The 22,636-nt window shown below is 30.9% G+C and carries 22 protein-coding genes; 6 read left to right on the top strand and 16 right to left on the bottom strand.

Annotated elements, in window-relative coordinates:
* Window positions 1-4: 4 nt before the first annotated feature.
* Both sleB and K8M07_RS07470 read right to left on the bottom strand, forming a co-directional pair.
* Window positions 5-733 (bottom strand): spore cortex-lytic enzyme, encoded by a 729-nt coding sequence (gene sleB / locus K8M07_RS07475; protein ID WP_223377322.1) that lies wholly within the window; start codon window positions 731-733, stop codon window positions 5-7.
* Between the two features lie 127 nt (window positions 734-860).
* Window positions 861-2,051: a M20 family metallopeptidase gene (locus K8M07_RS07470; RefSeq protein ID WP_223377320.1), complete on the bottom strand. Its 1,191-nt coding sequence runs from the start codon at window positions 2,049-2,051 to the stop codon at window positions 861-863.
* A 402-nt stretch (window positions 2,052-2,453) separates the two neighbouring features.
* On the opposite strand from K8M07_RS07470, the gene K8M07_RS07465 reads away from it, so the two are divergent.
* The gene (locus tag K8M07_RS07465; RefSeq protein WP_223377319.1) at window positions 2,454-3,836 is read left to right on the top strand and encodes an alanine/glycine:cation symporter family protein; all 1,383 of its coding nucleotides are present in this window, start codon (window positions 2,454-2,456) and stop codon (window positions 3,834-3,836) included.
* Between the two features lie 40 nt (window positions 3,837-3,876).
* A complete protein-coding gene (locus tag K8M07_RS07460) occupies window positions 3,877-5,523 on the top strand; it encodes a M20/M25/M40 family metallo-hydrolase (protein ID WP_223377317.1) in 1,647 nt (548 codons plus the stop codon).
* 23 nt (window positions 5,524-5,546) lie between these two features.
* On the opposite strand, the gene spoIIR is transcribed toward K8M07_RS07460, so the two are convergent.
* The 7 genes from spoIIR to K8M07_RS07425 all read right to left on the bottom strand — a co-directional run bounded on the left by spoIIR (window position 5,547) and on the right by K8M07_RS07425 (window position 12,819).
* Window positions 5,547-6,203, bottom strand: a complete 657-nt coding sequence (gene spoIIR / locus K8M07_RS07455) for a stage II sporulation protein R (RefSeq protein ID WP_223377315.1) — start codon at window positions 6,201-6,203, stop codon at window positions 5,547-5,549.
* A 179-nt stretch (window positions 6,204-6,382) separates the two neighbouring features.
* Window positions 6,383-7,507: a Ger(x)C family spore germination protein gene (locus tag K8M07_RS07450; RefSeq protein WP_223377313.1), complete on the bottom strand. Its 1,125-nt coding sequence runs from the start codon at window positions 7,505-7,507 to the stop codon at window positions 6,383-6,385.
* Entirely contained in the window at window positions 7,504-8,595 is a 1,092-nt protein-coding gene (locus K8M07_RS07445; RefSeq protein ID WP_223377311.1) for an endospore germination permease, read from the bottom strand. The genes K8M07_RS07450 and K8M07_RS07445 overlap by 4 nt, the downstream gene beginning before the upstream one ends.
* Before the next feature lie 12 nt (window positions 8,596-8,607).
* The gene (locus K8M07_RS07440; protein ID WP_223377310.1) at window positions 8,608-10,092 is read right to left on the bottom strand and encodes a spore germination protein; all 1,485 of its coding nucleotides are present in this window, start codon (window positions 10,090-10,092) and stop codon (window positions 8,608-8,610) included.
* Between the two features lie 9 nt (window positions 10,093-10,101).
* Complete coding sequence (locus tag K8M07_RS07435; protein ID WP_223377308.1) at window positions 10,102-10,308, bottom strand: CLC_0170 family protein; 207 nt, start codon at window positions 10,306-10,308, stop codon at window positions 10,102-10,104.
* Between the two features lie 59 nt (window positions 10,309-10,367).
* Window positions 10,368-11,219, bottom strand: coding sequence for a 4-(cytidine 5'-diphospho)-2-C-methyl-D-erythritol kinase (gene ispE, locus K8M07_RS07430; RefSeq protein ID WP_223377306.1), 852 nt, complete (start codon window positions 11,217-11,219; stop codon window positions 10,368-10,370).
* A gap of 58 nt (window positions 11,220-11,277) precedes the next feature.
* On the bottom strand, window positions 11,278-12,819 hold the full coding sequence (locus K8M07_RS07425; RefSeq protein WP_223377305.1) for an SPOCS domain-containing protein: 1,542 nt from the start codon (window positions 12,817-12,819) through the stop codon (window positions 11,278-11,280).
* 319 nt (window positions 12,820-13,138) lie between these two features.
* Here K8M07_RS07425 and K8M07_RS07420 point away from each other — a divergent pair, with 319 nt between their 5' ends.
* Both K8M07_RS07420 and K8M07_RS07415 read left to right on the top strand, forming a co-directional pair.
* The gene (locus K8M07_RS07420; RefSeq protein WP_223377303.1) at window positions 13,139-14,548 is read left to right on the top strand and encodes an AraC family transcriptional regulator; all 1,410 of its coding nucleotides are present in this window, start codon (window positions 13,139-13,141) and stop codon (window positions 14,546-14,548) included.
* A 130-nt stretch (window positions 14,549-14,678) separates the two neighbouring features.
* Complete coding sequence (locus K8M07_RS07415) at window positions 14,679-15,737, top strand: NAD(P)-dependent alcohol dehydrogenase (protein WP_223377301.1); 1,059 nt, start codon at window positions 14,679-14,681, stop codon at window positions 15,735-15,737.
* Window positions 15,738-15,844: 107 nt separating this feature from the next.
* Here K8M07_RS07415 and K8M07_RS07410 read toward each other — a convergent pair whose 3' ends face one another.
* The 5 genes from K8M07_RS07410 to K8M07_RS07395 all read right to left on the bottom strand — a co-directional run bounded on the left by K8M07_RS07410 (window position 15,845) and on the right by K8M07_RS07395 (window position 20,154).
* A complete protein-coding gene (locus K8M07_RS07410; RefSeq protein WP_411741962.1) occupies window positions 15,845-16,126 on the bottom strand; it encodes a Veg family protein in 282 nt (93 codons plus the stop codon).
* A gap of 148 nt (window positions 16,127-16,274) precedes the next feature.
* On the bottom strand, window positions 16,275-17,624 hold the full coding sequence (locus K8M07_RS07405; RefSeq protein WP_223377299.1) for an N-acetylmuramoyl-L-alanine amidase: 1,350 nt from the start codon (window positions 17,622-17,624) through the stop codon (window positions 16,275-16,277).
* 91 nt (window positions 17,625-17,715) lie between these two features.
* Window positions 17,716-19,053, bottom strand: a complete 1,338-nt coding sequence (gene mgtE / locus K8M07_RS07400; protein ID WP_223377296.1) for a magnesium transporter — start codon at window positions 19,051-19,053, stop codon at window positions 17,716-17,718.
* Window positions 19,054-19,331: 278 nt separating this feature from the next.
* On the bottom strand, window positions 19,332-19,628 hold the full coding sequence (locus K8M07_RS12850) for an iron-sulfur cluster biosynthesis family protein (protein WP_411741961.1): 297 nt from the start codon (window positions 19,626-19,628) through the stop codon (window positions 19,332-19,334).
* 118 nt (window positions 19,629-19,746) lie between these two features.
* A complete protein-coding gene (locus K8M07_RS07395; protein ID WP_223377295.1) occupies window positions 19,747-20,154 on the bottom strand; it encodes a phage holin family protein in 408 nt (135 codons plus the stop codon).
* A 165-nt stretch (window positions 20,155-20,319) separates the two neighbouring features.
* Between K8M07_RS07395 and K8M07_RS07390 the strand changes: the two genes are divergently transcribed.
* On the top strand, window positions 20,320-20,505 hold the full coding sequence (locus K8M07_RS07390) for a DUF1858 domain-containing protein (protein ID WP_223377293.1): 186 nt from the start codon (window positions 20,320-20,322) through the stop codon (window positions 20,503-20,505).
* 34 nt (window positions 20,506-20,539) lie between these two features.
* Here K8M07_RS07390 and K8M07_RS07385 read toward each other — a convergent pair whose 3' ends face one another.
* On the bottom strand, window positions 20,540-20,722 hold the full coding sequence (locus K8M07_RS07385; RefSeq protein ID WP_411741963.1) for a glutaredoxin family protein: 183 nt from the start codon (window positions 20,720-20,722) through the stop codon (window positions 20,540-20,542).
* A gap of 271 nt (window positions 20,723-20,993) precedes the next feature.
* On the opposite strand from K8M07_RS07385, the gene K8M07_RS07380 reads away from it, so the two are divergent.
* On the top strand, window positions 20,994-21,266 hold the full coding sequence (locus K8M07_RS07380; protein ID WP_223377289.1) for a late competence development ComFB family protein: 273 nt from the start codon (window positions 20,994-20,996) through the stop codon (window positions 21,264-21,266).
* A 60-nt stretch (window positions 21,267-21,326) separates the two neighbouring features.
* Here K8M07_RS07380 and K8M07_RS07375 read toward each other — a convergent pair whose 3' ends face one another.
* Window positions 21,327-22,631 carry a hypothetical protein gene (locus K8M07_RS07375; RefSeq protein WP_223377288.1) on the bottom strand — a complete coding sequence of 435 codons (1,305 nt, stop codon included), beginning with the start codon at window positions 22,629-22,631 and terminating at the stop codon, window positions 21,327-21,329.
* Window positions 22,632-22,636 lie beyond the last annotated feature (5 nt).

The raw sequence follows: 22,636 nt of genomic DNA, 5'->3' as shown, positions 1-22,636 counted from the left end.
CCTCCTATAGTCCAAACCAGTGTTTACCAATTTTAAGTGTTACTTTTCTAGACCAAATCCATTTACTAGTCGCAGTAGCTGGGTTCCAGTAATAGAGACTGCCATATGTTGGATCCCAACCATTTAGCGCATCCCTAGCAGCTTTTATTGAATCCTTACCAGGTGTCAAATTTATCTGTCCATCTGCCACTGCTGTAAAGGCCAATGGTTGATAAATTACTCCTGCTATTGTATTGGGGAAATTCGGATTCCTAACTCTGTTCAATATTACTGCACCTACTGCTACCTTTCCAATATATGGCTCTCCTCTTGCTTCACCGTGTATAGCTCTAGCTAATAGATATTCATCTCCTTGTCTATTCACACCTTGAGCAGAAGCTGGTGTAGCTTCACTTAAAGATATCCCCAATGCAGCAGCTGTATCTGGTCCCACTACTCCATCTACCTTTAATCCATTTTTTTGTTGAAACCTTCGCACTGCTCTATATGTATCTGGCCCAAATATGCCATCTACATCTCCAATTAAATATTTCCATTTCACAAGTTGCCATTGAACATTTTTTACATCTTCCCCTTGAGATCCCCAATAAAGAAGTCTAGGGGCAATGGACTTGTCAAACCCTGCTTTACCTAAATAATATATTGGTTCGTAAAATAAAAGTATACTTGAGAAAACTGAAGCTAAGACCATTGTCATAATGATAAACTTCTTATGCTTCTTTAATTTATCCACTGATATCCTCCTTCCACAATTCATAATTGTTGGGTTTCTATATTTTTTGTAATAATATAAAATTTATGCAGTAAAATGAAAAAAGCTATTATTGTCTTAGCTTACCAATAATAGCTTTTTTTATAACTTATACTTTTAATAATTTTACTAGTAAATCATAAATAACCTGAGAAGTTTTAACTAAACTATCTATAGAAACCCATTCATCAGAGGAGTGATAATTTTTCCCATAAGGACCAAAAATAAATACAGGAGCACCAGTTCTAGTTCCCAAATAATTAAAATCTCCCACACTTGAAAAATAGGCTATATTTCCACATGTACCAGTTACTTTCTTAATAACTTCTAGAAATTCTTTTGCAAATATGTTATCCTCTTCTATTGTAAAAGGTTTAAATCCATCTACTCCATCGTGAGGAGCTTCTCTAAATTCCATTTTATATTCACCTTTAATACCAGCTTTTTTTGCTGCCTCTTTGACCTCATTGATTAAAAATTCTTTATCTTCTCCCCTAACTACATGTCTAAATACCGTAAAACTTGATTGTTCTGCTACACTACACGCTTGACCACCCCCTGAAGTTTCAATAACTACTAAGGATCCTTTACCTAATTGAGGATCTTCTTTTAATTCAATCTTCTCAAGTTCACAAATCAATTTAGCTCCATCTAAAATAGCATCCATTCCCAATTCTGGTGCTGCGGCATGACTAGATTTACCGTAAAAATTTACCTTGTAATTATATCCACCTCTAGCTCCTAAGCACAGACATGGAAATTCAATATCTGCAAATCCACTGCTAGGTTCAGTCACAATTGAAAAATCAATTCCATCTGTTATTCCATCTAAAATAATAGCATCTGTCCCTAATCCATAAGGTCCCTCTTCATCAGAAACTAAAGTATAGACTACTTCGCCTTTAAAATCTTTTACATTTCGTTGGAAAGCTTCCAAAGCAATCATTATTGCTGCCGAACCACCTTTCATGTCTAAAGCTCCTAAACCATATAGCTTATCACCTTCTATAATTGCTTTCATAGGATCCTTTGTCCAACCTTGACTTAAAGTAACCGTATCTAGATGTCCATTAAGTAATATTTTAAGTCCTCCTTCTTTTCCTTTTATATTCCCTACTACATTTGTTCCTTGAAATTTTGTAATTCTATCTTCACTATACCTATGATACTCACACGAAATATTCTTTTCTTTTAGCCAATTATAAGTGAATTTCATTATTTGTTCTTCTTCAAAATAAGGACTGTAAATTTTAACTAAATCAGATAATAGCTTGATTATATTTTTCCGAACATTTTTCAAAACAATCCCCCCAATAATAATTTAATACAAATTATATCATAAAAATTAATTATTTTCAGAATGTTTAAAATTCTGTTGATATATTTAGCAAGCAATGATATTATGAAAATAAATATATTTCTATATATCTTATTAAAAAATTAAAAATAATTTTTTAAAGAATAAATAAAAATAAACAGATAAAGTATTAAAATAAATTTCAAAGTATAAAGTGGATATTCATAGCATACAAATTTAAAAAGCTAATATTCCAACTCGAAACAGGAAATGCAAATCATATTTCCTTTATCCCGTTTTTTATTTACAAATAATTAAAACAATTAATAATTACAGAAGGGAGGGAACTTAAGATTTATTCTACTAAGTTTAAATCACTAATTTAAAAAATTAGGAGGAAACTTTATGCAAACAATTACTGATATTCTAATTGGTTTTTCCAATTGGCTGTGGGGAATCCCGATGCTAATCATCTTGGTTGGTGGAAGCCTTTTCTTGACTGTTAAACTTGGATTTGTTCAATTTAAATATTTTCCATTTGCTATGAAAGAAACATTTGGTAAAATGTTCAAAAAATCTGAAGACGGAGAAGGAACAATAACTGCCTTTCAAGCTGCGACATCAGCTTTAGCCTCAACTATTGGTGCTTCCAATATAGTTGGCGTGCCAGTGGCTATAGCATTTGGTGGCGCCGGAGCTGTATTTTGGATGTGGATTATAGCTTTAATAGGTGCCGGAGCCAAAATTTCAGAAATTATATTAAGTATCAAATATAGAGAGAAGAATGAAGAAGATGAGTATGTAGGGGGTCCTATGTACTATTTAAAGAAAGGAATTCAAGGAACATTGGGCAAAGTACTAGGTTTCATGTTCTCTTTCTTTTTAATGATTGAAATTGCTCCCTCTATTGCTGCTCAAACTGTTTCAGTAGTACAAACAGCTGGAACCATCAATATTCCCAATTGGGCTAGTGGTTTAGTTCTTGTACTAATAGTAGGCATAGTAGTATTTGGTGGAATAAAAAGAATTGGAAAGGTTACAGAAAAATTAGTGCCCTTTATGGCATTACTATATATAATAGGTTCATTAACAATAATTATTATAAACATTTCAGAATTGCCAAATGCCATTGGTCTTATATTTAAACACGCTTTCACTCCAATGGCTGCCGTAGGTGGATTCGCCGGTGCAGGAATAGCTCAAGCTATAAGATGGGGTACTGCTAGAGGGGTATATTCTAACGAATCGGGAATGGGTACAGCTCCTATAGCTCATGCTTCAGCAGTTACTGATCATCCAATGCGTCAAGCTTTATGGGGTATATTTGAAAATGTAGTAGATACTTTGATAGTCTGTACTGCAACCGCATTGATAGTAATAGTTACAGGAATATACCAAATAGTTCCTGCTGATCAAGCTGCAAGTATGCCTTCTCTGGCATTTCAGACATTATTAGGAGATGGACTAGGAGGTATAATTGTGACCATAAGTATAACTTTGTTTGTACTTTCCACTGTTATCGTTATAATATATTATGGTGAGAAACAAGCAGAATATCTATTTGGCACTAAATTTTCAAAGGTAATGCGTGTCATTTATTTAGCTGCCATATTCTTAGGAGCTTATGGAGGAATTGAATTCTTGTATCAATTCTTAGACCTATTGTTAGGCTTAGTAATTATTCCTAATATGATAGGATTATTGTTATTAAGCAATGAAGTTAAAGACTTAAAGAATGAATTCTTCAATAACCCTAAATACTATAACAAAACTAGAGTTAGAAATTAATATTGACTTATAATAATATAATCATCTTGGAGGAGATAAGATGTATAGAAATTTAGGTGACAAAATCAAAAAGCTCACAATTGAGTTAACTGAAATTCCAAGCATCGTTAGTACGAGAGAAGAAATCAATGTAGTAAAAAAAATTTATGATAAATTTACAAATATGAAGTATTTCAAAAAACATCCCGAAATGGTAAGATATATTGATGTTATAGATGACAGTTTAAACAGAAAAAGCGTATTGGCTATGGTAAAAGGACAAAAGGGAAATAATAATAAAACTGTTTTATTGATAGGGCACACAGACACTGTAGGCACTTCAGATTATGGTAATATAAAAGAATATGCAACTAGACCATTAGAATTGCCAGATAGATTAAAGAGCATTTCCATTCCAGAAGATGCTTTGAAAGATTTAGAATCTGGAAAATACCTATTTGGTAGAGGCGTATTTGATATGAAATGTGGAACTGCTACTTTAATGACCATAGTTGAAGAACTGTCTAATAATGTAGAAAACTTAGAGGGAAATATAGTATTTGCTGCAGTCTGTGATGAGGAAGGTAATTCTGGCGGAATGCTTTCTGTAGTTCCAGAATTAGTTAAATTAAGAGAAAAGGAGAATTTTGAATATCAAGCCGCTATAGATGCTGATTATATGGCTCCAAGATATGAAGGAGACATTAACAGATACGTATATGTAGGAACCGTAGGTAAGCTAATGCCTTCATTTTATGTGATAGGCTCTGAAGCCCACGGTGGCGATCCATTTAAAGGTTTAGACCCTAATCACATATCTTCAGCTATAATCGAGGAAATAGATTTCAATACTAAATATTGCGATGAGGTTGAAGGTGAAGTTACAGTTCCACCTATTTCATTAAGACAACAGGATTTAAAACCAGAATATTCAGTTCAAACCGCAAAGACTAGCTATCTATATTTCAATTTTGATACTCATAGTAGTGCTCCAGATGAAATGATGAACAGGATAATTGATGGAACTACTTTAGCATTTCAAAGAGTAATTAACAGTTTAAATGAAGAGTATAAGAAATATTGTGTAGCTAATGGATTCCCTTATGAAAAACTACCATGGAAACCAAGAGTTATATCCTATTCCGAATTATATGACAAGGTTAAATTAGAACAGGGTGATAAAGTAGATAAGGTAATAGATGATTTGAACAAGGCTCTTTTATCAGATGAAAGCATAGATGAAAGAATGCATGCACTTAAAATGGTTCAAACTGTTCATAGTATGTGGTCTGATAGGAACCCAGTAGTAATTGTATACTTCTCCCCACCATATTATCCACACATACATGTAAAAGGCGAAACTGAATTGGAGAAGAATTTGTTAAATGTAGTAAATGACGTTATCGAAAGTACAGCGTCTAAATACAACATTAAGATGAAAAAATTCTATCCATATATATCGGACTTAAGTTATACAGCTGCTCCAAATGAATCCAATGCAATTGATTCATTAAAGAACAATATGCCTGGATTTGGAACGAAATATATTCTTCCTATAGAAGAAATGCAAGCACTCAATCTTCCTGTAGTAAACATTGGACCTTTTGGAAAGGATGCACACAAATTTACTGAAAGATTAGAAGAAGATTATTCTTTCAACATAGTACCAAAACTTATTTATAAAACGATAGAAAATCTTCTCAAATAAAAAAAGCAGCCTAGGCTGCTTTTTTATTTGCTCTGTGCTATTCTATCTGCTATATAAACCTTTGTCTTTTCAACTACTTCTAATATTTTAGATTTTAATATTATAGGAGAAGCTTTTTCAGCTAAAAGAACACCTACCTCATCTTCTGATAGTACCTCTTTTAAGCCTTCTTCGACATTAGCTGCATTGCCATGTCTCATTTCTACGAAACATAACGGCGGAAACATAACACACCACCAATTTTGACCCTTCCCTTCTCCTATTGTAACCTGAAGTGTCTCATATTCTCCAGCAGGAAATACTACATTTCCATATTTTTTAGTTGGGAAATCTTTTTTTCCTAAATATACATCTACAGAATAATCTTTACCTTCATCTTCTATAACTTCTTCAGCAATAGACTTGATATTATCTAGATTGTCCTCCATTATAGCTTTAGTTTGATGTATCGATTCACTGTTCTCTAATTCTGTTTGTGTTTCTTTTAGTATTTTATCTCTAATCTTTAGCTTTAATGATTGATCCTCTTCAATATCACTATTAGCTTTCACATGAAATCGTATTATCTCATTTTTAATATCATCCATATAAGCGTTTTTACTAGATGTATAAGGTTGAATTATATATATAATAGAAATAATTAATATTGCTAAAATAAGAATTAAATTCTTATGTTTCATTTAGAACCCTCCTAAGTTCTTTTTTTCTTTAATATTAATTATTTCCTATGTTTGTTTTTTTATACCATAAAACAGAGATGCTCCATTCCGTTCAAAATAACATAGCCAAAAATTTCCACTTCATATCCTATAACACCAGTATAATTCTGAGCGCCAGTTAAAAATCCAATCTTTAATTATTATTTAGTCAATCCTGTTCTTCTTATATGCACATTGACTGTAACATCAAATTCTATCTCTGGGAAAATATTATCCCAACTATCTTGAATTTTTTCCCAATCTCTAGGATGAAATTTACTCATGTGTTCTCCAATTCCTATTATATCTGCATTTATTTCTTGAAGCTTATCTATAGTCTTTTCCATTTCTGCTTTTATTTCCTTTTCTATTGTATTTTCCATTTCTAATAACACTTTATTATCGTAGGCAGTCTTTTTATCATTCATGGTATAGCCTTGTAAATATCCCTCTATTTCTACATTTATACTCGCCTTTACCCCATTTTCTATATATGCATCTTTCTTCGTGTCTCCTCTTATAATTGTATAAATTATTAAATCATCATTGTGAACAACATCTATAGTCTCCAGATTAACTTCTCCATTCATAAAATTAATAACTCTATTTTCCTTTTCATCAACCCATTCCAAAAACTTATAATTTTTTATAATACAACCACCAGATATTTTAAACTTACCATTTTCAAGTATTATCCTTGGAACAATAGTTGTATTAGAAATATCAAAATCAGAAATAAAGTCTGTAAGTGTTTTAGGAGTAAATCTAGCAGAACTCCTATTGTCTCTCACTGAAGAATAAATTACTCCATCTGTATGCTGATCCTCAGAATAGTTGGCCTGTAAAATATCTCGCGCCTTTCCTTCAGCTACTAATATCATAATCTTTTTATTTGTCTTAGTATCTCTATTCAATTCGTCCAATATCTGTCTGACTAATTCTTCCTCTTTAAGTAAGCTTTCACCTACTATTAATACTTTTACATGCTTATAATAAAAAGGAAATGGTACTCGATTTCTGAATTCCCTTCCCGCTTGAAATATACTACTAGAAATAGTAGATATCAGGTATGTTCTTTGCTCCTCAGTTGCATTTTTACCAATAGCATTTATATTAGGATACTGATATGTAACAATTAATCTATCCACATCACTGCCTTTGGCTTCTTCATTTAGGTCTATTCCTATGTCTGTTACAAATAGTCTCTGTTCTATTTCTTCTTTATCCCAACATCCCGACATAAGTATTAGAGAGATAATAGACATAATAAGCAATTTCCTTCTCATGCTCTACTCCTCCTCTTTCTTATAATTGCTGAAATAAATATAATAATTGGAAGAATAACTCTCGCTATTATAGCCGCATAGCTTATTATTCTTGCCATTATCTCATTAGTTTGAACCAAATTATCTGGTAACAATGCAACGGTATATATAATTGGTATTAAAGGCAATATAAATAATTCATGGGTTTTAGTCTTAGAGATATTTGAAAGGACAGCTCCACCAATATAAAAAATTGATGTCAATGAAGCGTATATTGCTATGACCCATATAGCTAACATAATCCCATCCAAATTTTCTAGAAAATACCCAGGCAAATTCACCTCTTTAACAACAGCTACTGAAGGCCAAATTTCCCTTTTCAATTGATAGATTCCAAATGAAGATAGGCTTGTAAAAAATACTATTAAATATACACAAGTTACAACAATTAACCCTCTTAAAACATATTTTAATGTGTTCTTATTATCATCTGAATAATTATAGCATAAAAAAATAATTTCGTACCCAGTATAGGAAAAAACAGCAGTCATTATTCCCCTAGGTAATTGTTTGTAATCTGCATTAAATATTGGAAATATATTAGTATAATCCATATCTGGTAAAGTTACCGCCAATAAAAACACTACAAGACCTATTATAATTGGATAGATCATCACAGCCATTCTACCTAAAACCTCTATTTTGGATCTGGATAGATATGCTGTAGCTAATAACATGGTTATAATGATAACCTCTATAGGAGTAGTTTCCAATATATATACCTTTATAACTTCTCCAAAGATTCTGACAGTATATGCAAGTACTATAATCGTATAAATAGCTTGAATAATCAATATTATACCAAATATTGTTGGTCCCATTACTTCTCTACCTATTTCAAATATGGATTTGTTTGGAAACATACTGAATAGTTTATCTATTATTATAAGAAATGGGATGAGCATCAATCCTGCTAATATTATCGCTATCCACCCATCGTTCTCCAATATCATAGCTAATTCACTAGGTAAAGACAACATTCCCACACCTATAATGGTAGTAACTAGCAACGCTTTTATATGTTGATTAGATATAGTATTTCTTTGCATCCTTTCACTTCCTCACATTCTTTTCTTGTCTCTAGGGAAAGTAAATTTTGGTCGAAACCTGAGTCTTTGTAATGGAGCCTTTATCAATGTATCTTTTAAATCTCCTTCCTTGATTCCTAAACCCGAATAAGGTGATGCAAATGGCACTCCAAAACTTTTTAATTTAGCAAAATGGGCAAATAATATAACTACTCCTAACATGATCCCATATAAACCCAGCACTGCTGCTAGTACCATAAATGCAAATCTACATATTCTTAATCCCGAAGCCCATTGATAATTAGGCAATGCAAAGGATGCCATAGTAGTTATAGCTACTATTATTATCATAAGAGGACTAACAATTCCTGCTTCTACAGCTGCCTGGCCCACTATAAGCCCTCCTACTATGCCGATGGTACTTCCTATTGGTCCTGCTATTCTGGTACCAGACTCTCTCAAAATTTCAATAGTTATTTCCATTAAGAAAGCTTCTATCACTACTGGAAATGGTACATTTACCCTACTTGCAGCTAAATAAAAAGTCAATACAGTTGGTATTAATCCAGGGTGGAATGAAGATATGGCTATATATAGAGCAGGCGCTAGGACAGAAAGAAAAGCACATATTATTCTTATAATTCTAATAACCGATGTAATAGGCCATCTAGAATAATAATCCTCTGTTGATTGAAATAAAGTACCCAATGTAGCTGGAACTATTAAAGCAAAAGGAGTATTGTCCACTATAATACCCACTCTTCCTTCATATAGTGATGCTGCTACTGCATCTGGACGTTCTGTACTTTCTATCTGTGGAAAGGGAGATAGATAATCGTCTTCAATTAGTGCTTCTAAGGTAGAACTTTCTCCTATTGAATCTATGTCTATTTCATCAATTCTTTTCATGACTTCCTGAAGTATTTTTTCATTTACAATATCCTCTATGTATACGATAGCAATATCTGTCTTGGATCTCCTTCCAACTTTTGTAGCTTTTAGTTTCATCTTTGGATCTCTAATACGTCTTCTTACCAATGCTGTATTAAACCTCATTGTTTCTCCAAATCCATCTCTAGGGCCTCTTACTACGGTTTCTGTCTCTGGTTCAGCTATTCCCCTTGTAGGCCATCCTCTAGAGGATAAAATCAATCCTTTTTTACAATTATCAACCAATAAGGCTGTTTCTCCAACTAGTATTTCATCTACAATTTTATCTAGGTCTTCTTCCTCTTTTACATCATGCACAGCAATGGATTCTGCAGATATTCTGTCTAAAAAATTAGTTTTAATCATATTTATGTTCATATTGTCTTTACTTTCTGTGCATTGTAATAATACTTGAATAGCATATTCACTTATCAGAGATTTATCTACAAGCCCATCTACAAAGATAAGGCAAGCTTTTGTTTTATCTTTATCTCCTATTTCAATTTTTCTATAGATTATGTCATCACAATCTTTTAATATACTCTTGAGAGTTTCTATATTTTCCTTTAATTTTTTCGATATGTTCATTTTATCCTCCTAGTCCAGCCTTAAGAGTACAAATATTATTATTGCAATTGTTATATAAGAATAGGATATAACCTCTACTATTCTACGTTCCTTAATAAATCCATTTTTTTTAAATTCACGACCATCAAATAGTAAAGATAATATTGCTACTATCATAATAACTATTACACTATAATTACTAAATATATCATTTATAAAATGTAAAATTCTATACAAAAAACCCACCCCCTGCTCACTATGTTTATAGTTAACAGAAAGTGGGTTTATTATTCATTTTATATCGTCCTGGTCACAATAACCTTTTCTACCTTCTTCTCCAACATCTCTTTACAATTATATAACTTTTTCTCATCATCAAATATTCCAAATACCGTGGGTCCACTACCACTCATTATGCTACCTAACGCTCCATATTCAATCATATCTTTTTTTATTTCTTTAATTATGGGATATTCTTTTATGACAAACCCTTCCAGCACATTAGTCATGCTTGTAGCTACTTTTACTATATTATCTTCTTCTATGTATCTAACTATCTTTTCAATATCTGCTACTTTCTCTTTATTATATAGATCTAGATTGTCATATACATGAGCAGTGGATACAGGTACCCCTATATTCGTTAAAAGAATCATATTGTTGGAAAAACTCTTTATCTTAGTTAACTTTTCTCCAATACCCTTAGCCCAAGCTGTTCCTCCAGTTATACAAAATGGAACATCTGCTCCAATTTGTAATCCCATTTTCATCAACTCTTCTTCAGATAACTTTAAATTCCATAATATATTTAATCCTTTAAACACCGCTGCTGCATTGGAACTACCTCCAGCTAAGCCTGCAGATACTGGAATTCTTTTTTGTATAATTATATGTATTCCTCTGTTTATCCCAGTTTTATTCACTATTTTTTCCCAAGCCTTATACACCAAGTTTGTATGATCCAAAGGAACATCCTTATCATTACACTCGATCTTTATTCCTTTTTTTCTATCTCTTAAAGTAACTGTATCCTTAAGATCAATCTGTTGCATAATAGTATTTATTTCATGATATCCGTCATCTCTTTTATATAAAACATCTAATGCAAGATTTACCTTACCAAAAGAGTCTACAACTATTTCGTTCATTTAAATTCTCCTTTTATAAAATTAACGGATACATTATATCATAAAATATAAATTGATACTAGAAATCTATATCAACTTTCTTCTCTATTATTATCTTCTCGCCAGGCATTAGATTAGGTGGAGAAATTATATCATTTGATTCAATAATTTCATCTACCGTAGTATTATATCGTTTTGCTATGTCCCATAGTGTATCATCTTTTTGAATAATATATACAATGATGCTAGGTCTATCTTTTTTATCTATAATTTCTCCATTTTCTTCTATATCATTTATTATATTTATTTTCCTCTCCCTATCTATAAAAATATTATTTTTAACTATTGCATCAATGTACAATACATTATCCTTTAAATTATGTTTTAAACTTTCTAAACTAGTCTCAGTATTTATGATTGCATCATTGCCTAAATCTTCTGTTGTTACATATGTCTTGAATGGCACTTCTTCTTTAAATGTAGATATTTCATCGTTAATCTCATTTAGATAATATATGTTTAATGCAAGTATTCCTTCTATTACTATCTTATCTTCCACATACTGGTTATCAATTACTCTTGGATCAGCTTCTATTGCATATATCTCTTTAAAATTTTCACCGGTAATTTCTTTAGATATATCTTCTTTATTTACTATATCCTTTATATTTTCCATTATCTTTATTTCTTCTGTCTGCAAATCAACCTTCTCTTTAATAGAGTAGGCATCTATAATTACCTCTTTTTCTTCTTGTCTATATAGCTTAGGTACTATCTTTATCTTAGCTTCTACGTCAAGTATTCTTAAATCCCCTTCAAGGTTTTCCCTTATTTCATATTCTCCATTTTCAACTTCCATATTTAATTTGCATTTTGAATCATATTCAATATTTTCCGTTTCTATAAAATGGGTGAATGGAATTCCTCTATTTATTGAATTAAGTTTGTTTCCACCGAAATATATTATGGAGCACTCTAATATCCCAGATAGTATTAATCTGTCAGCAGAAATACTTAATTCCTTCTCATGAGGGTACATATCGATTTTTAATATTTCATCTATTGGCGGCTGATCATCATTTACTTCAAAGGCTTCCTTGATTAAAGCATATGATTCTTCTCTACCAAGTATATCATTATACTTTACCTTTTCTTTTAATACTTGAAGATCAGGCTTTTCCACTACTTCTTTTATTATTTCAACTGAATTAGTTTCTTCTACTCTTGCCCATAGGTTTATCAAAGCATTTAATGAAATCTTTCTTTCATCTAATAGTTCATGTTCTATATATTCTAAGTTTGTTTTTACTTCTACCGCCATGGATTCAGTAATTCCTTCTATTTCTATTTCTTCTTTAAAATCATTGTTTGTTTCTACTGCATATATATTTAATTCCTCTTCATTTGATTTATATACAACCTTTAATTTTGCTAGTCCGTTTATTAAAACCTTTCCCTGTACAATCTTTGTACTTAAAATTTCTATTTTACCATCTGTCCAAAGGATATTATCTATTTCTGGTTTTGATTGACTTAGGTATATTTCAGTCTCCATTAAAGATTCTATTCTTTCATATCCTTTCTGCTCTTCTACTCTAAGGATATCCTTAACTATTTCCATCTCTAGACCTCCTCCATTCATAACTTTATATCCTATAAAAAAGTATATGTGTCAATGTCCAAAAACATGAATAAAATAATGCATCCTTAGACCTATTTACCTTTAAAGTTATTTCGACATATAATTTATGTAAAGACTTCCGAATGGTCTTTCTTCCCCATATGAGTATTTAAATATTACTCATTTCCCTATTTTATTAAAATTAAGGGACGAATAATTTGTCCCGCAAAATCCGACATCATGTCGGATTTTGTTTTTACGTCAAAAAGATTAAATAATATGATATAATTTATTGTAAAAGCAATTGGGGAGGAATATCATGAATAGGGAAAAAATCAAATTTACAAAAAATAAGCCATTCTCCATTAGAATACAAGCTATAAGTAAATACCCTATCCACTGGCATGAAGATATAACAGAAATTCTTTTACCCATCAAAGGTTCTATTGAAGTAATTTCAAACTTTGAACATGTTCTAGTTAAAGAAGGTGATTTTTGGTTTGTAAATAACAAATCAATACACTCAATACGAAGCCCCTCAAAATCAATAGTAGTATTTTTCCATATTGATCTAAATTATTTTGAAAACCAATTTGAGCATATAAAATACATGTTTTTCAGAAACAATATGTATTCTAACGGTAACATTAAAATAGAAAGCGATAATCTTAACAATCCAATTAAAAGGGGATATAAAACAAGATTTAGAAATTTATTGATTAGTACACTTACCAATATCATTAACAACACCCCATTAACCAAAGATTTAACCAAAGACTTAATATGTCAATTAATAAACTCCATGGTACAGGAGTTTAATTGGCTTCAATTTATAAAAAAGGATAATACACTTATCAGTTCTCTACAATTGAATAGATACTATAGGGTCATAAAGTTTATTGATGAACATTATCCAGAAAAAATAACTTTAGATGATATCGCAAGCCAAGAATTCATTACCAAAAACTATTTTTCTCATTTTTGGAAAAACTTAAGTTGCTTTAGCTTTAATGAATATCTTAATTATAAAAGAGTATTAAAATCCGAATTTTTATTGCTTACTACTGATATGAGCATCTCATCTATAGCACAAAAATGTGGATTTTCAGATGTTAAATATTACTATAAACATTTTAAACGATGGTATGGATGCACCCCATCAGAACATAGAAATAAATGTTTTTCATACATGAATAAGAAATTTGATTATAATGAATTAAAATTAATTAATATAGCAAAAGAGATTGATAGTTACATTAAAAATATAATACTTACTGAATATACACAAGATAATATCTGGAATACTACATCACTATTTGATAACTATATTAAAATGAAATATTTATATAAAATAAATAAAATGCCCTCTCAAAGATCCACCCGAAATATTATAGTTGATGTTTTAAATCCAAATAACTTTAAAATAAAAGGGAACAAGTCCTTCTTCAATTGGCAAAACATAGATTTATCAGTTAACTTTAGTGAAACTTCTAATTCAACAATCAATATTAAATTTAATTGTCATTATTTAAAGGAAAAATGTTTTGAAGATATTATATATAAATTTTTAAATTCTTGTATACACCGTTATAGAATTATAACTGTCGAAAAATGGAAATTCTTCATACTTTATAACGATACAATTTCATTTAATTATGCAAATACTATTGGAAATATAATAAGCAAAAAAATTCAGCATGCCGACGTAAGTTATTTTTTCGAGGTATAATCGACGAATATGTTTATTATTTTTTTAACAATATCACATTTTTGTCAATAGTATCAAACTGCGGTTAGTTATATAATTGATAGTGTAAAGATATGATTGAAAATTATATTTCAAATAAAGGGGGATTTTTATGAAAGGTTTTGCAATGTTAGGCATTAATAAAGTTGGCTGGATTGAAAAGGAAAAACCAGTTGCTGGTCCTTATGATGCGATTGTTAAGCCAATAGCTGTTGCTCCTTGTACTTCAGATATACACACTGTATTTGAAGGAGCACTAGGTGAGAGAGAAAACATGATATTAGGTCATGAAGCAGTAGGAGAAATAGCAGAGGTAGGCGATAAGGTTGAAACCTTTAAACCAGGCGACAAAGTTGTTGTACCTGCTATTACCCCAGATTGGAGAACTACAGAAAGTGTACAAGGATTTGCACAACATTCAGGTGGTATGCTAGCAGGATGGAAATTTTCTAATTTTAAAGATGGTGTATTCTCAGAGTATTTCCACGTTAATGATGCAGATATGAACTTAGCATATCTTCCAGATGATATTTCAATTGAATCAGCAGTTATGATAACAGATATGGTGACAACAGGTTTCCATGGTGCAGAACTAGCAGATATTCAATTAGGTGATGTAGTTGCTGTGATTGGAATAGGACCTGTAGGGCTAATGGCTACAGCTGGCGCCAAAATTTTAGGTGCAAGTAGAATCTTCGGCGTAGGAAGTAGAAAAGCATTGATAGAAGCTGCAAATTTCTACGGTGCAACTGATATTGTTAATTATAAGGAAGGCCCTATTGATGAACAAATAATGGATCTAACAAATGGCAAAGGCGTAGATAAGGTAATAATAGCTGGAGCATCTCCCGAAATTATGAAAACAGCTGTAAAAATAGTAAAACCTGGCGGCACAGTTTCAAATGTAAATTATTATGGAGAAGGAGACATAATCCCAATTCCTAGACTTGATTGGGGTAGTGGAATGGCTCATAAGAAGATAATTGGAGGTCTAACTCCAGGTGGAAAAGACAGAATGGAGAGATTAATAAATCTAGTTAAATACAATAGAGTGGATCCATCAAAATTAGTTACTCATAAATTCCATGGATTTGATCACATAGAAGAAGCTTTGATGTTAATGAAGAATAAACATCAAGATTTAATAAAACCTGTAGTGTTTGTTGACTAAAAAATTTTTGTAATAAATTCCCATCAAAAAACCGGACAAAAGCTTTTGTCCGGTTTTTCATTCTTATTTGTAAACAATAAAAAAACAAGACCATTAGCCTTGTTTTTTTAACTTATTTTTATTTGTTGTCTATCGGTATCGTCACAAATTGTAACTTCAACTGTCTGTGTTAATATATCGGAATAGGTGTATGAAACTCTTCTCATTGAGTCAAATTGGTTATAAATTCTTACTACAAACAAGCTAGGATAAGCTTCTTCTAGTATTCCTTCTCTAACCGTTGTTTTCTTTCTTCCCTTGTTCGCCTTAAGAATTACTTTTTTACCAATACAATCTTCAACATTTTTACGAATCTTGGCTAAGTTATTCTTTTCTAACAAAGTAACCACCTTCCATCGAGTTCTCCCCTTGACTTAGGGGGAAGAAGGAGTGTAAAGGGACACTCATAGTAGAATTGTAACATAATTTCCTTAGTTTGTCAAATAAATTAACATTATACTATGAAAACCTCACTTTGTCAATTGTTTTAGTAAAAAACTATAACTTAAAATATTCTAGAATACCTTCTGCTATTCCATCAACTAATTTTTTTATATAGTTATCATCTTGAAATTTTATTTCTTCATCTTTATTTGACAAAAAACCTAATTCAATTAGTAAGGAACTTGAGCTTATTCCCCTAAAAACATAAAAATTACCTTCCTTTATACCTCTTGTGAAAATATGTCTTTTTTTTAGGCTTTTTAATATATGCAATCCTAAGCTCTGACTTTCTATATCATTCCTAAAATGAAACATTTCTACACCTTTCATGCTAGAATTAGGAAAATAATCCATATGAATACTTATAAAAAAATCTGGTTTGAACTTATTAGCTTGTTCTAATCTATCTGTTGCTAAAATTTTCGTATCGTTATTCCTAATTAAGTGTACAGTAGCTCCTAAACTATCTAACTTTGATCTTAGTTGTAAAGATAAACTAAGAGCTATATCCTTTTCTAATAGCCCTAATAAATCGCCTCTGTATCCTTTATCTTCTCCCCCATGTCCTGGATCTATTACTATTATTTTCCCATATAGTGGTTTTTTTATACAAGGCAATGTCATTTTCTTTATATCTATACCTGTATAGTAGTACTTTAAAATATCTTCAAAAGTATGCCCTTCCTCGGCCATTTTATTTGCTCCATATTGGCATAACCCAATTCCATGGCCCTTACCTCTAGATACCAGCTTAATACCAGTTGGAAATATTGCAAATCTGGTAGAATTTAAGTTTAAAAGCTCCATTAGTTCTACACCTGAAAATTTTTTGTTGCCTATTTTAATTGATTTTATCCTATTATTTTCATCTTTTTTTACTTCTTCTATAAATCCTGTCATTTCCGATTCAAAATTCACATTCACCATGGGAAACTTAACCTTTAGCAATTTTTCTATTTCCTCAATACTAAAATATCTTTCATTTTGCCAGTATGGAGAGTCCTTACAATATTCACATAGAACTCGACGAAGATATATAACTTGATTATTTATAACATCTTCAGAGTTTTCTGTGCTACCCCCACACGCTAAATGATATTTAGCTTCTATGAGTTTCCCATTGAATGTTATTACCATATCCTTAGTTTCCTCTACAGCTTCAATTATTTTTTCTATATCTTCACCTTCATGCTCCCAAATATCTACAAGTCCTTCTCCTTGTATTGGCTTTGGGGATTTTAATAGATTAGTCCTAATAACTATCGCCTGAGCTTTCAAAGCTTCTATATGGAAGTTTAAATCAATTTCAGAATTCAATAATATACCAACCATTTTTTCTAGGGGTATTACCATTTCGGAATTTCGTTCTTTATCAAAATACCTTATATTATAGACACTTTCCATATTCACTACCCCCTAATTTTTCACTATTAATATATATTATGAAAAAGTTACGGATTAGTGATAAATATGATATACCCCTATTGTTCATATTTTATAAATTTAATATTGATTGAGCTACTGAAAAGTATATAATCAAACTCAACACATCTACTAATGTAGTAATCAATGGTCCTGCCATTATGGCTGGATCTAAATTTAATTTTTTAGCTATCATTGGTAATACTCCACCAATCATTTTAGATATTACGACAGTTATAAATAACGTTATGGATACAGTAAAGGAAACCAATAACCCTACCCTATCAAATAAATAATTTTTAAAAAAGTTTACAACTGACAGTATAATACCTACCATTAAACTAATTCTAAATTCTTTCCATAATATCTTAGGTGCATCTTTTAATTCTATTTCTCCTAAGGAAATACCACGAATCACCAAAGTCGAGGCTTGGTTACCTGAATTTCCTCCGGTATTCATCAACATGGGTATGAATGCAGTTAATACTACTATAGTTGCTAATACATCTTCAAATCTTCTAATTATACTCGCTGTCATAGTAGCAGATATCATCAATATCAATAACCATAAAACTCTATCCTTTGCAAGGCTTAATACACTAGCGTCAATATATTTTTCTTCTGATGGAGCAATAGCTGCCATCCTTTGAAAGTCCTCAGTGTTTTCCTGATCAATTACTTCCATTATATCATCTACTGTTATTATTCCAGTCAATCTATTCTCATTATCCACTACTGGCAATGCTAAAAATCCATATTTTTTAAATATGCTAGCTACTGTTTCCTGATCATCATGTGTATTAACATATATTACATCGGTATCCATTATTTCTTCAATAGTTTTATTTTCATCACTTATAACCAGTTTTCTTAAAGAGACTATTCCCTCTAGCTTTCTATTCTTATCTGTAACATAGCAGGTATATACAGTCTCCTTATCAAGTCCTGTTTCCTTTATATGTTTTAAGGCATTTTTTGCTGTCATTCCCTTCTTCAAATCCACATACTCTATGGTCATTATGCTTCCTGCTGAATCAGGCGGATATCTTAGGAATTGATTGATTAAATTTCTTTCCTCTTCCTTTGCGTGTATTAGTATTTTCTTGACTACATTCGCAGGCATCTCTTCAATTATATCTATCATGTCATCAAAAAATAGTTCTTCTACAATATTTTTTAATTCTTTATCAGTTACTAAACCGATTATATCCCTCTGCTTATCAATGGAAAAACTAGAAAATACTTCTACAGCTAAATCCTTAGACAGCATCCTGAATATCAATAATGCTGTATTTACATTCAAAGGTTCTAATAAGTCTGCTACATCTACTGCATTTAACTCTTCTAATTCCTTTTTTAAGATAGCATAGTTTTTTTCTTGAATTAAACATTCTAATCTTCTTTCATCCATATTAACCCCCCTAAAAGAACTTTAGTCGGTGATGACTAGTGTTCTTTTCATTTAGTTTTAATTCATAAGTTTCCATACTATACCTAGGCAAAGGTCCAGAATCCACTAATCCCCACCTCCTTTTATTCTCTTTAAGGAAAAATTAATATATTAATAGTATATTTTATTTTAACACAAATTCTATCATTTATTAAATAATATATTTTAAGATAAAAAAAGCTAAAGAATGATAATTAAATCATCCTTTAGCTAAATATTATGTTTACTATTAAATATTGTTAACAAGAAGATACTTTTCCATCAGGTATAACTGAAAATCCCTTTCTTAACCAGTTATCACTATAATCTATAGTAAATACTCCAAAACTCTCAGTTAAATATTCTTCTATAATGAAAGTAAAATTATCAACTTCTGTTTTTATATCGTCTTCCTTTAGCTCATCCAGAGCTAATCCAAATGAAGGACCACCTCAACCGTGACCTGCTACATATATCCTTAAAGGTTTTTTATCTTTCTTTGAATCTAATATTCTTTTTAGCTCCTGCTGAGCCTTTTCAGTTACTTCAACTTTCATCATTATTCCTCCCAAATTTTATTTCCTATTGTCAATATACCCTATCCGGGTATCTTTATTCATTTTATATTATTTTTTAACAAAAAACAACCCCCTAACTAAAGTTAGGGGGTTAGTGCTACATTGCTCTCCCTGGTATTATTACATCTATTATTCCTATGACTAAAGCTCCAATTATTGCTCCCCAAACTGATATTTCAAATCCAGGTACTATAAATCTAGTAGCATAGAGAATAATTGCGGCTATAATAAACCCAGTTATCCCTCTTCCAAAGGGCGTAGCATTAACTCCAGTGAATCTTTGTATTACATAATCCAGCAATGCTATCACTACTGCCGCTAATATCAAGCTCCATAAACTATCTATAGAAAACCCTGGTGTAAGAAATGCAGCAATTCCAATGACTATCGCTGTAACTAATAGTCTAATTAAAATTTCTCCTATGTCCCAATCATTTGTATTGTTTCCTGTTCTATTTTCTGTCCTTTTCTCTACATTTTCTCTATTTCTTTCATTATTATCCATAAAGCTCACCTCCTGGTATAAGAATAACCATTTATTATTTTTTTATACATTTTTGATTAAATATTTTCTTAATATCAATCTTGTGTTATACTTATACTATAAAGAATAAATAAAATATGCTAAAATACAAATATATTAATTACAATTCTCGTAAGGAGGTCCAAAATGGAAATTACTAAAGATATGTTAGTAGGTGAAGTAATTCGTAATAAACCAGAAGCAGTAGATACTTTGCTAAGCTTTGGATTGGGATGTATTGGATGTCCAGCTAGTCAAATGGAGAGTTTAGAAGAAGCTGCAATGGTTCATGGTATAGATTTACCTAAATTGTTGAAAGCATTAAATTCATAAAAAATCCCTCTTGTAATTACAAGAGGGATTTTGCCTAATTAAGTAATTGTTCCATTCTAGATTTATCAAATCCTACTATTTCTTCTCCATCAATTATTATAACTGGAACTCCCATATGTCCCATACTCATCAATTCTTTTCTAGCTTCAGGACTTGTTTGAATATTCTTTTCAGTATAGGATATTCCTTTCTCCTGCAAATAATCCTTTGCAGCTATGCAATATGGTCAAGTATTGCTCGTAAATATTACTACATTATTAGCCATTTAAATTCCTCCTCGTATAACCTTTTATTTTATAATATATTATACCCCCATAAGGTATCTTGTGTCAAGCAATTTGTCCTCTTCTTGCCTATATAATACCCTATAGAATATATAATTAATCATATTTTGCTAATTCTATCTTAATATTGACACATAAAAAACCTAGGAATATAATTACTTAGTATATTGCATAAAATCATATAAAACAGAAAAGGATGATACTATGGTAAAAAATTATATGGAAATTCTTGTAGATGAAGTATATGAAGAAATTAAAGATAGCTTTCAAGAATGTGAATGTGCAGAATTTGAAAACAATATAAAATCTATTGCATTAAACAATCTTCAGCCAGCATACTTCACATCTTCCGTTAATAATGCTAAGAAGAAAGCTTTTTTGTTAGATAAACAAACAAGAATAAATGTAGTTGCTAAACTTGCAGAAGCCAGAGATATACTTTATAAACATTATAAAAAAGATAAGGGAATAATATAACCCTCATCTTTTTTTATTCCATAAATTTTTATAAGCTTTAAAAATTATTGCATTTCCTTTCTAAGAGTGTATGGTATTGTCCGTTGGTACCATTGGATTTATAGGATATATTATCTTCCCAGTCATTGGATCAATATATAAAAGCCAATATCCTATTCCATCAATAGAATCATACCAAGTATTAAAACCTGTAATTCCTTTAAATGGATGTTCTTCTGTTATAAACCGCCCTGGTACAGCATAGACATAATACTTTGTTTCATTCCTTTCGTTATAAAAGCCAAACAAATAATGCCTATGTTTTCTAATTTGATTCATACATGTAGTGGAGTTATGCAAAAATGGATACTTATAACTAGAACTCATTAAATAATTATAATATGGTAAAAATCCTCTACATGGGTCAGTTCCATCATCATCTATTCTCCACCACTGATATCCATGAAGATATATCTTCAGAGGCTGTACTCTTGGGAAAAATTTTAATACACTCATTATATAATTGGTCATCTGATTTTTATGATTTAAACGTCTAATGTATTCCAATGATTCATAAGTATGATGTGATTCTAATGGTTGAGTTTCTCCATGAAAAGATTCTTCCTTTTCCTCAATACAATCCTCTACTTTTGATACCCTATCCACTTCTTCAAATTTATATTCTTCTGTTTGTTCAATTGGTTGTTCTACTTCTGATACCCCATCTACTTCTTCAAGTTTATATTCTTCCGTTTGTTCAATTGGTTGTTCTTCTTCTAATACTTCCTCTTGTTCAAACTGTATATCTTCTTCTACTATTTCATTATCTGCTTCAGGTTCATATTCATCTGATACTTTTTCTGTTTCCTCACTAGAAGAAGACTCTTCTATATCCTTATTCTCATGATCTATATCACTATATCCTTCCACTTCTTCTGGTTTAATATCTAAAGGGAGTGGCATCTCTTGTTGCTCTGATATAAGTTGATTATTAATATATTCATGAATAGACTTATTGTCTTTATCAATATAACCTCCTAATAATACATTCATACCTCTTCTTATAAGAATAGCGTTTACTTTCTTAATTGAAAAACCTTTTGATTCAAGTTCTCTTAAATTAATGCCAATATTTATCCTAGATCTTCCTCTTTCATCAGTAATTATCCTACCTAAATCTAATTCTTCTATTCTTCCGTTATTCTCCTTCAAAAAGTATACCTTATAATATTGGTCCTTCTCACAATTTTCTACATTTACTCTTATACTTCCTTTGTTACCTCTTATTTCTATTTTTACATGACCTTTCGGGTTTATATTGTTAATGTTTGTATAGTCATTTTTAAGGATAATATACTTTCTAAAGTATGTAAAATCCTGTGGCATGAATA

The organism is Schnuerera sp. xch1 (genome assembly GCF_019931165.1).
Classification (GTDB): domain Bacteria; phylum Bacillota; class Clostridia; order Tissierellales; family Tepidimicrobiaceae; genus JAIOUP01.
This window is presented reverse-complemented; position numbering and strand designations above follow the sequence as displayed.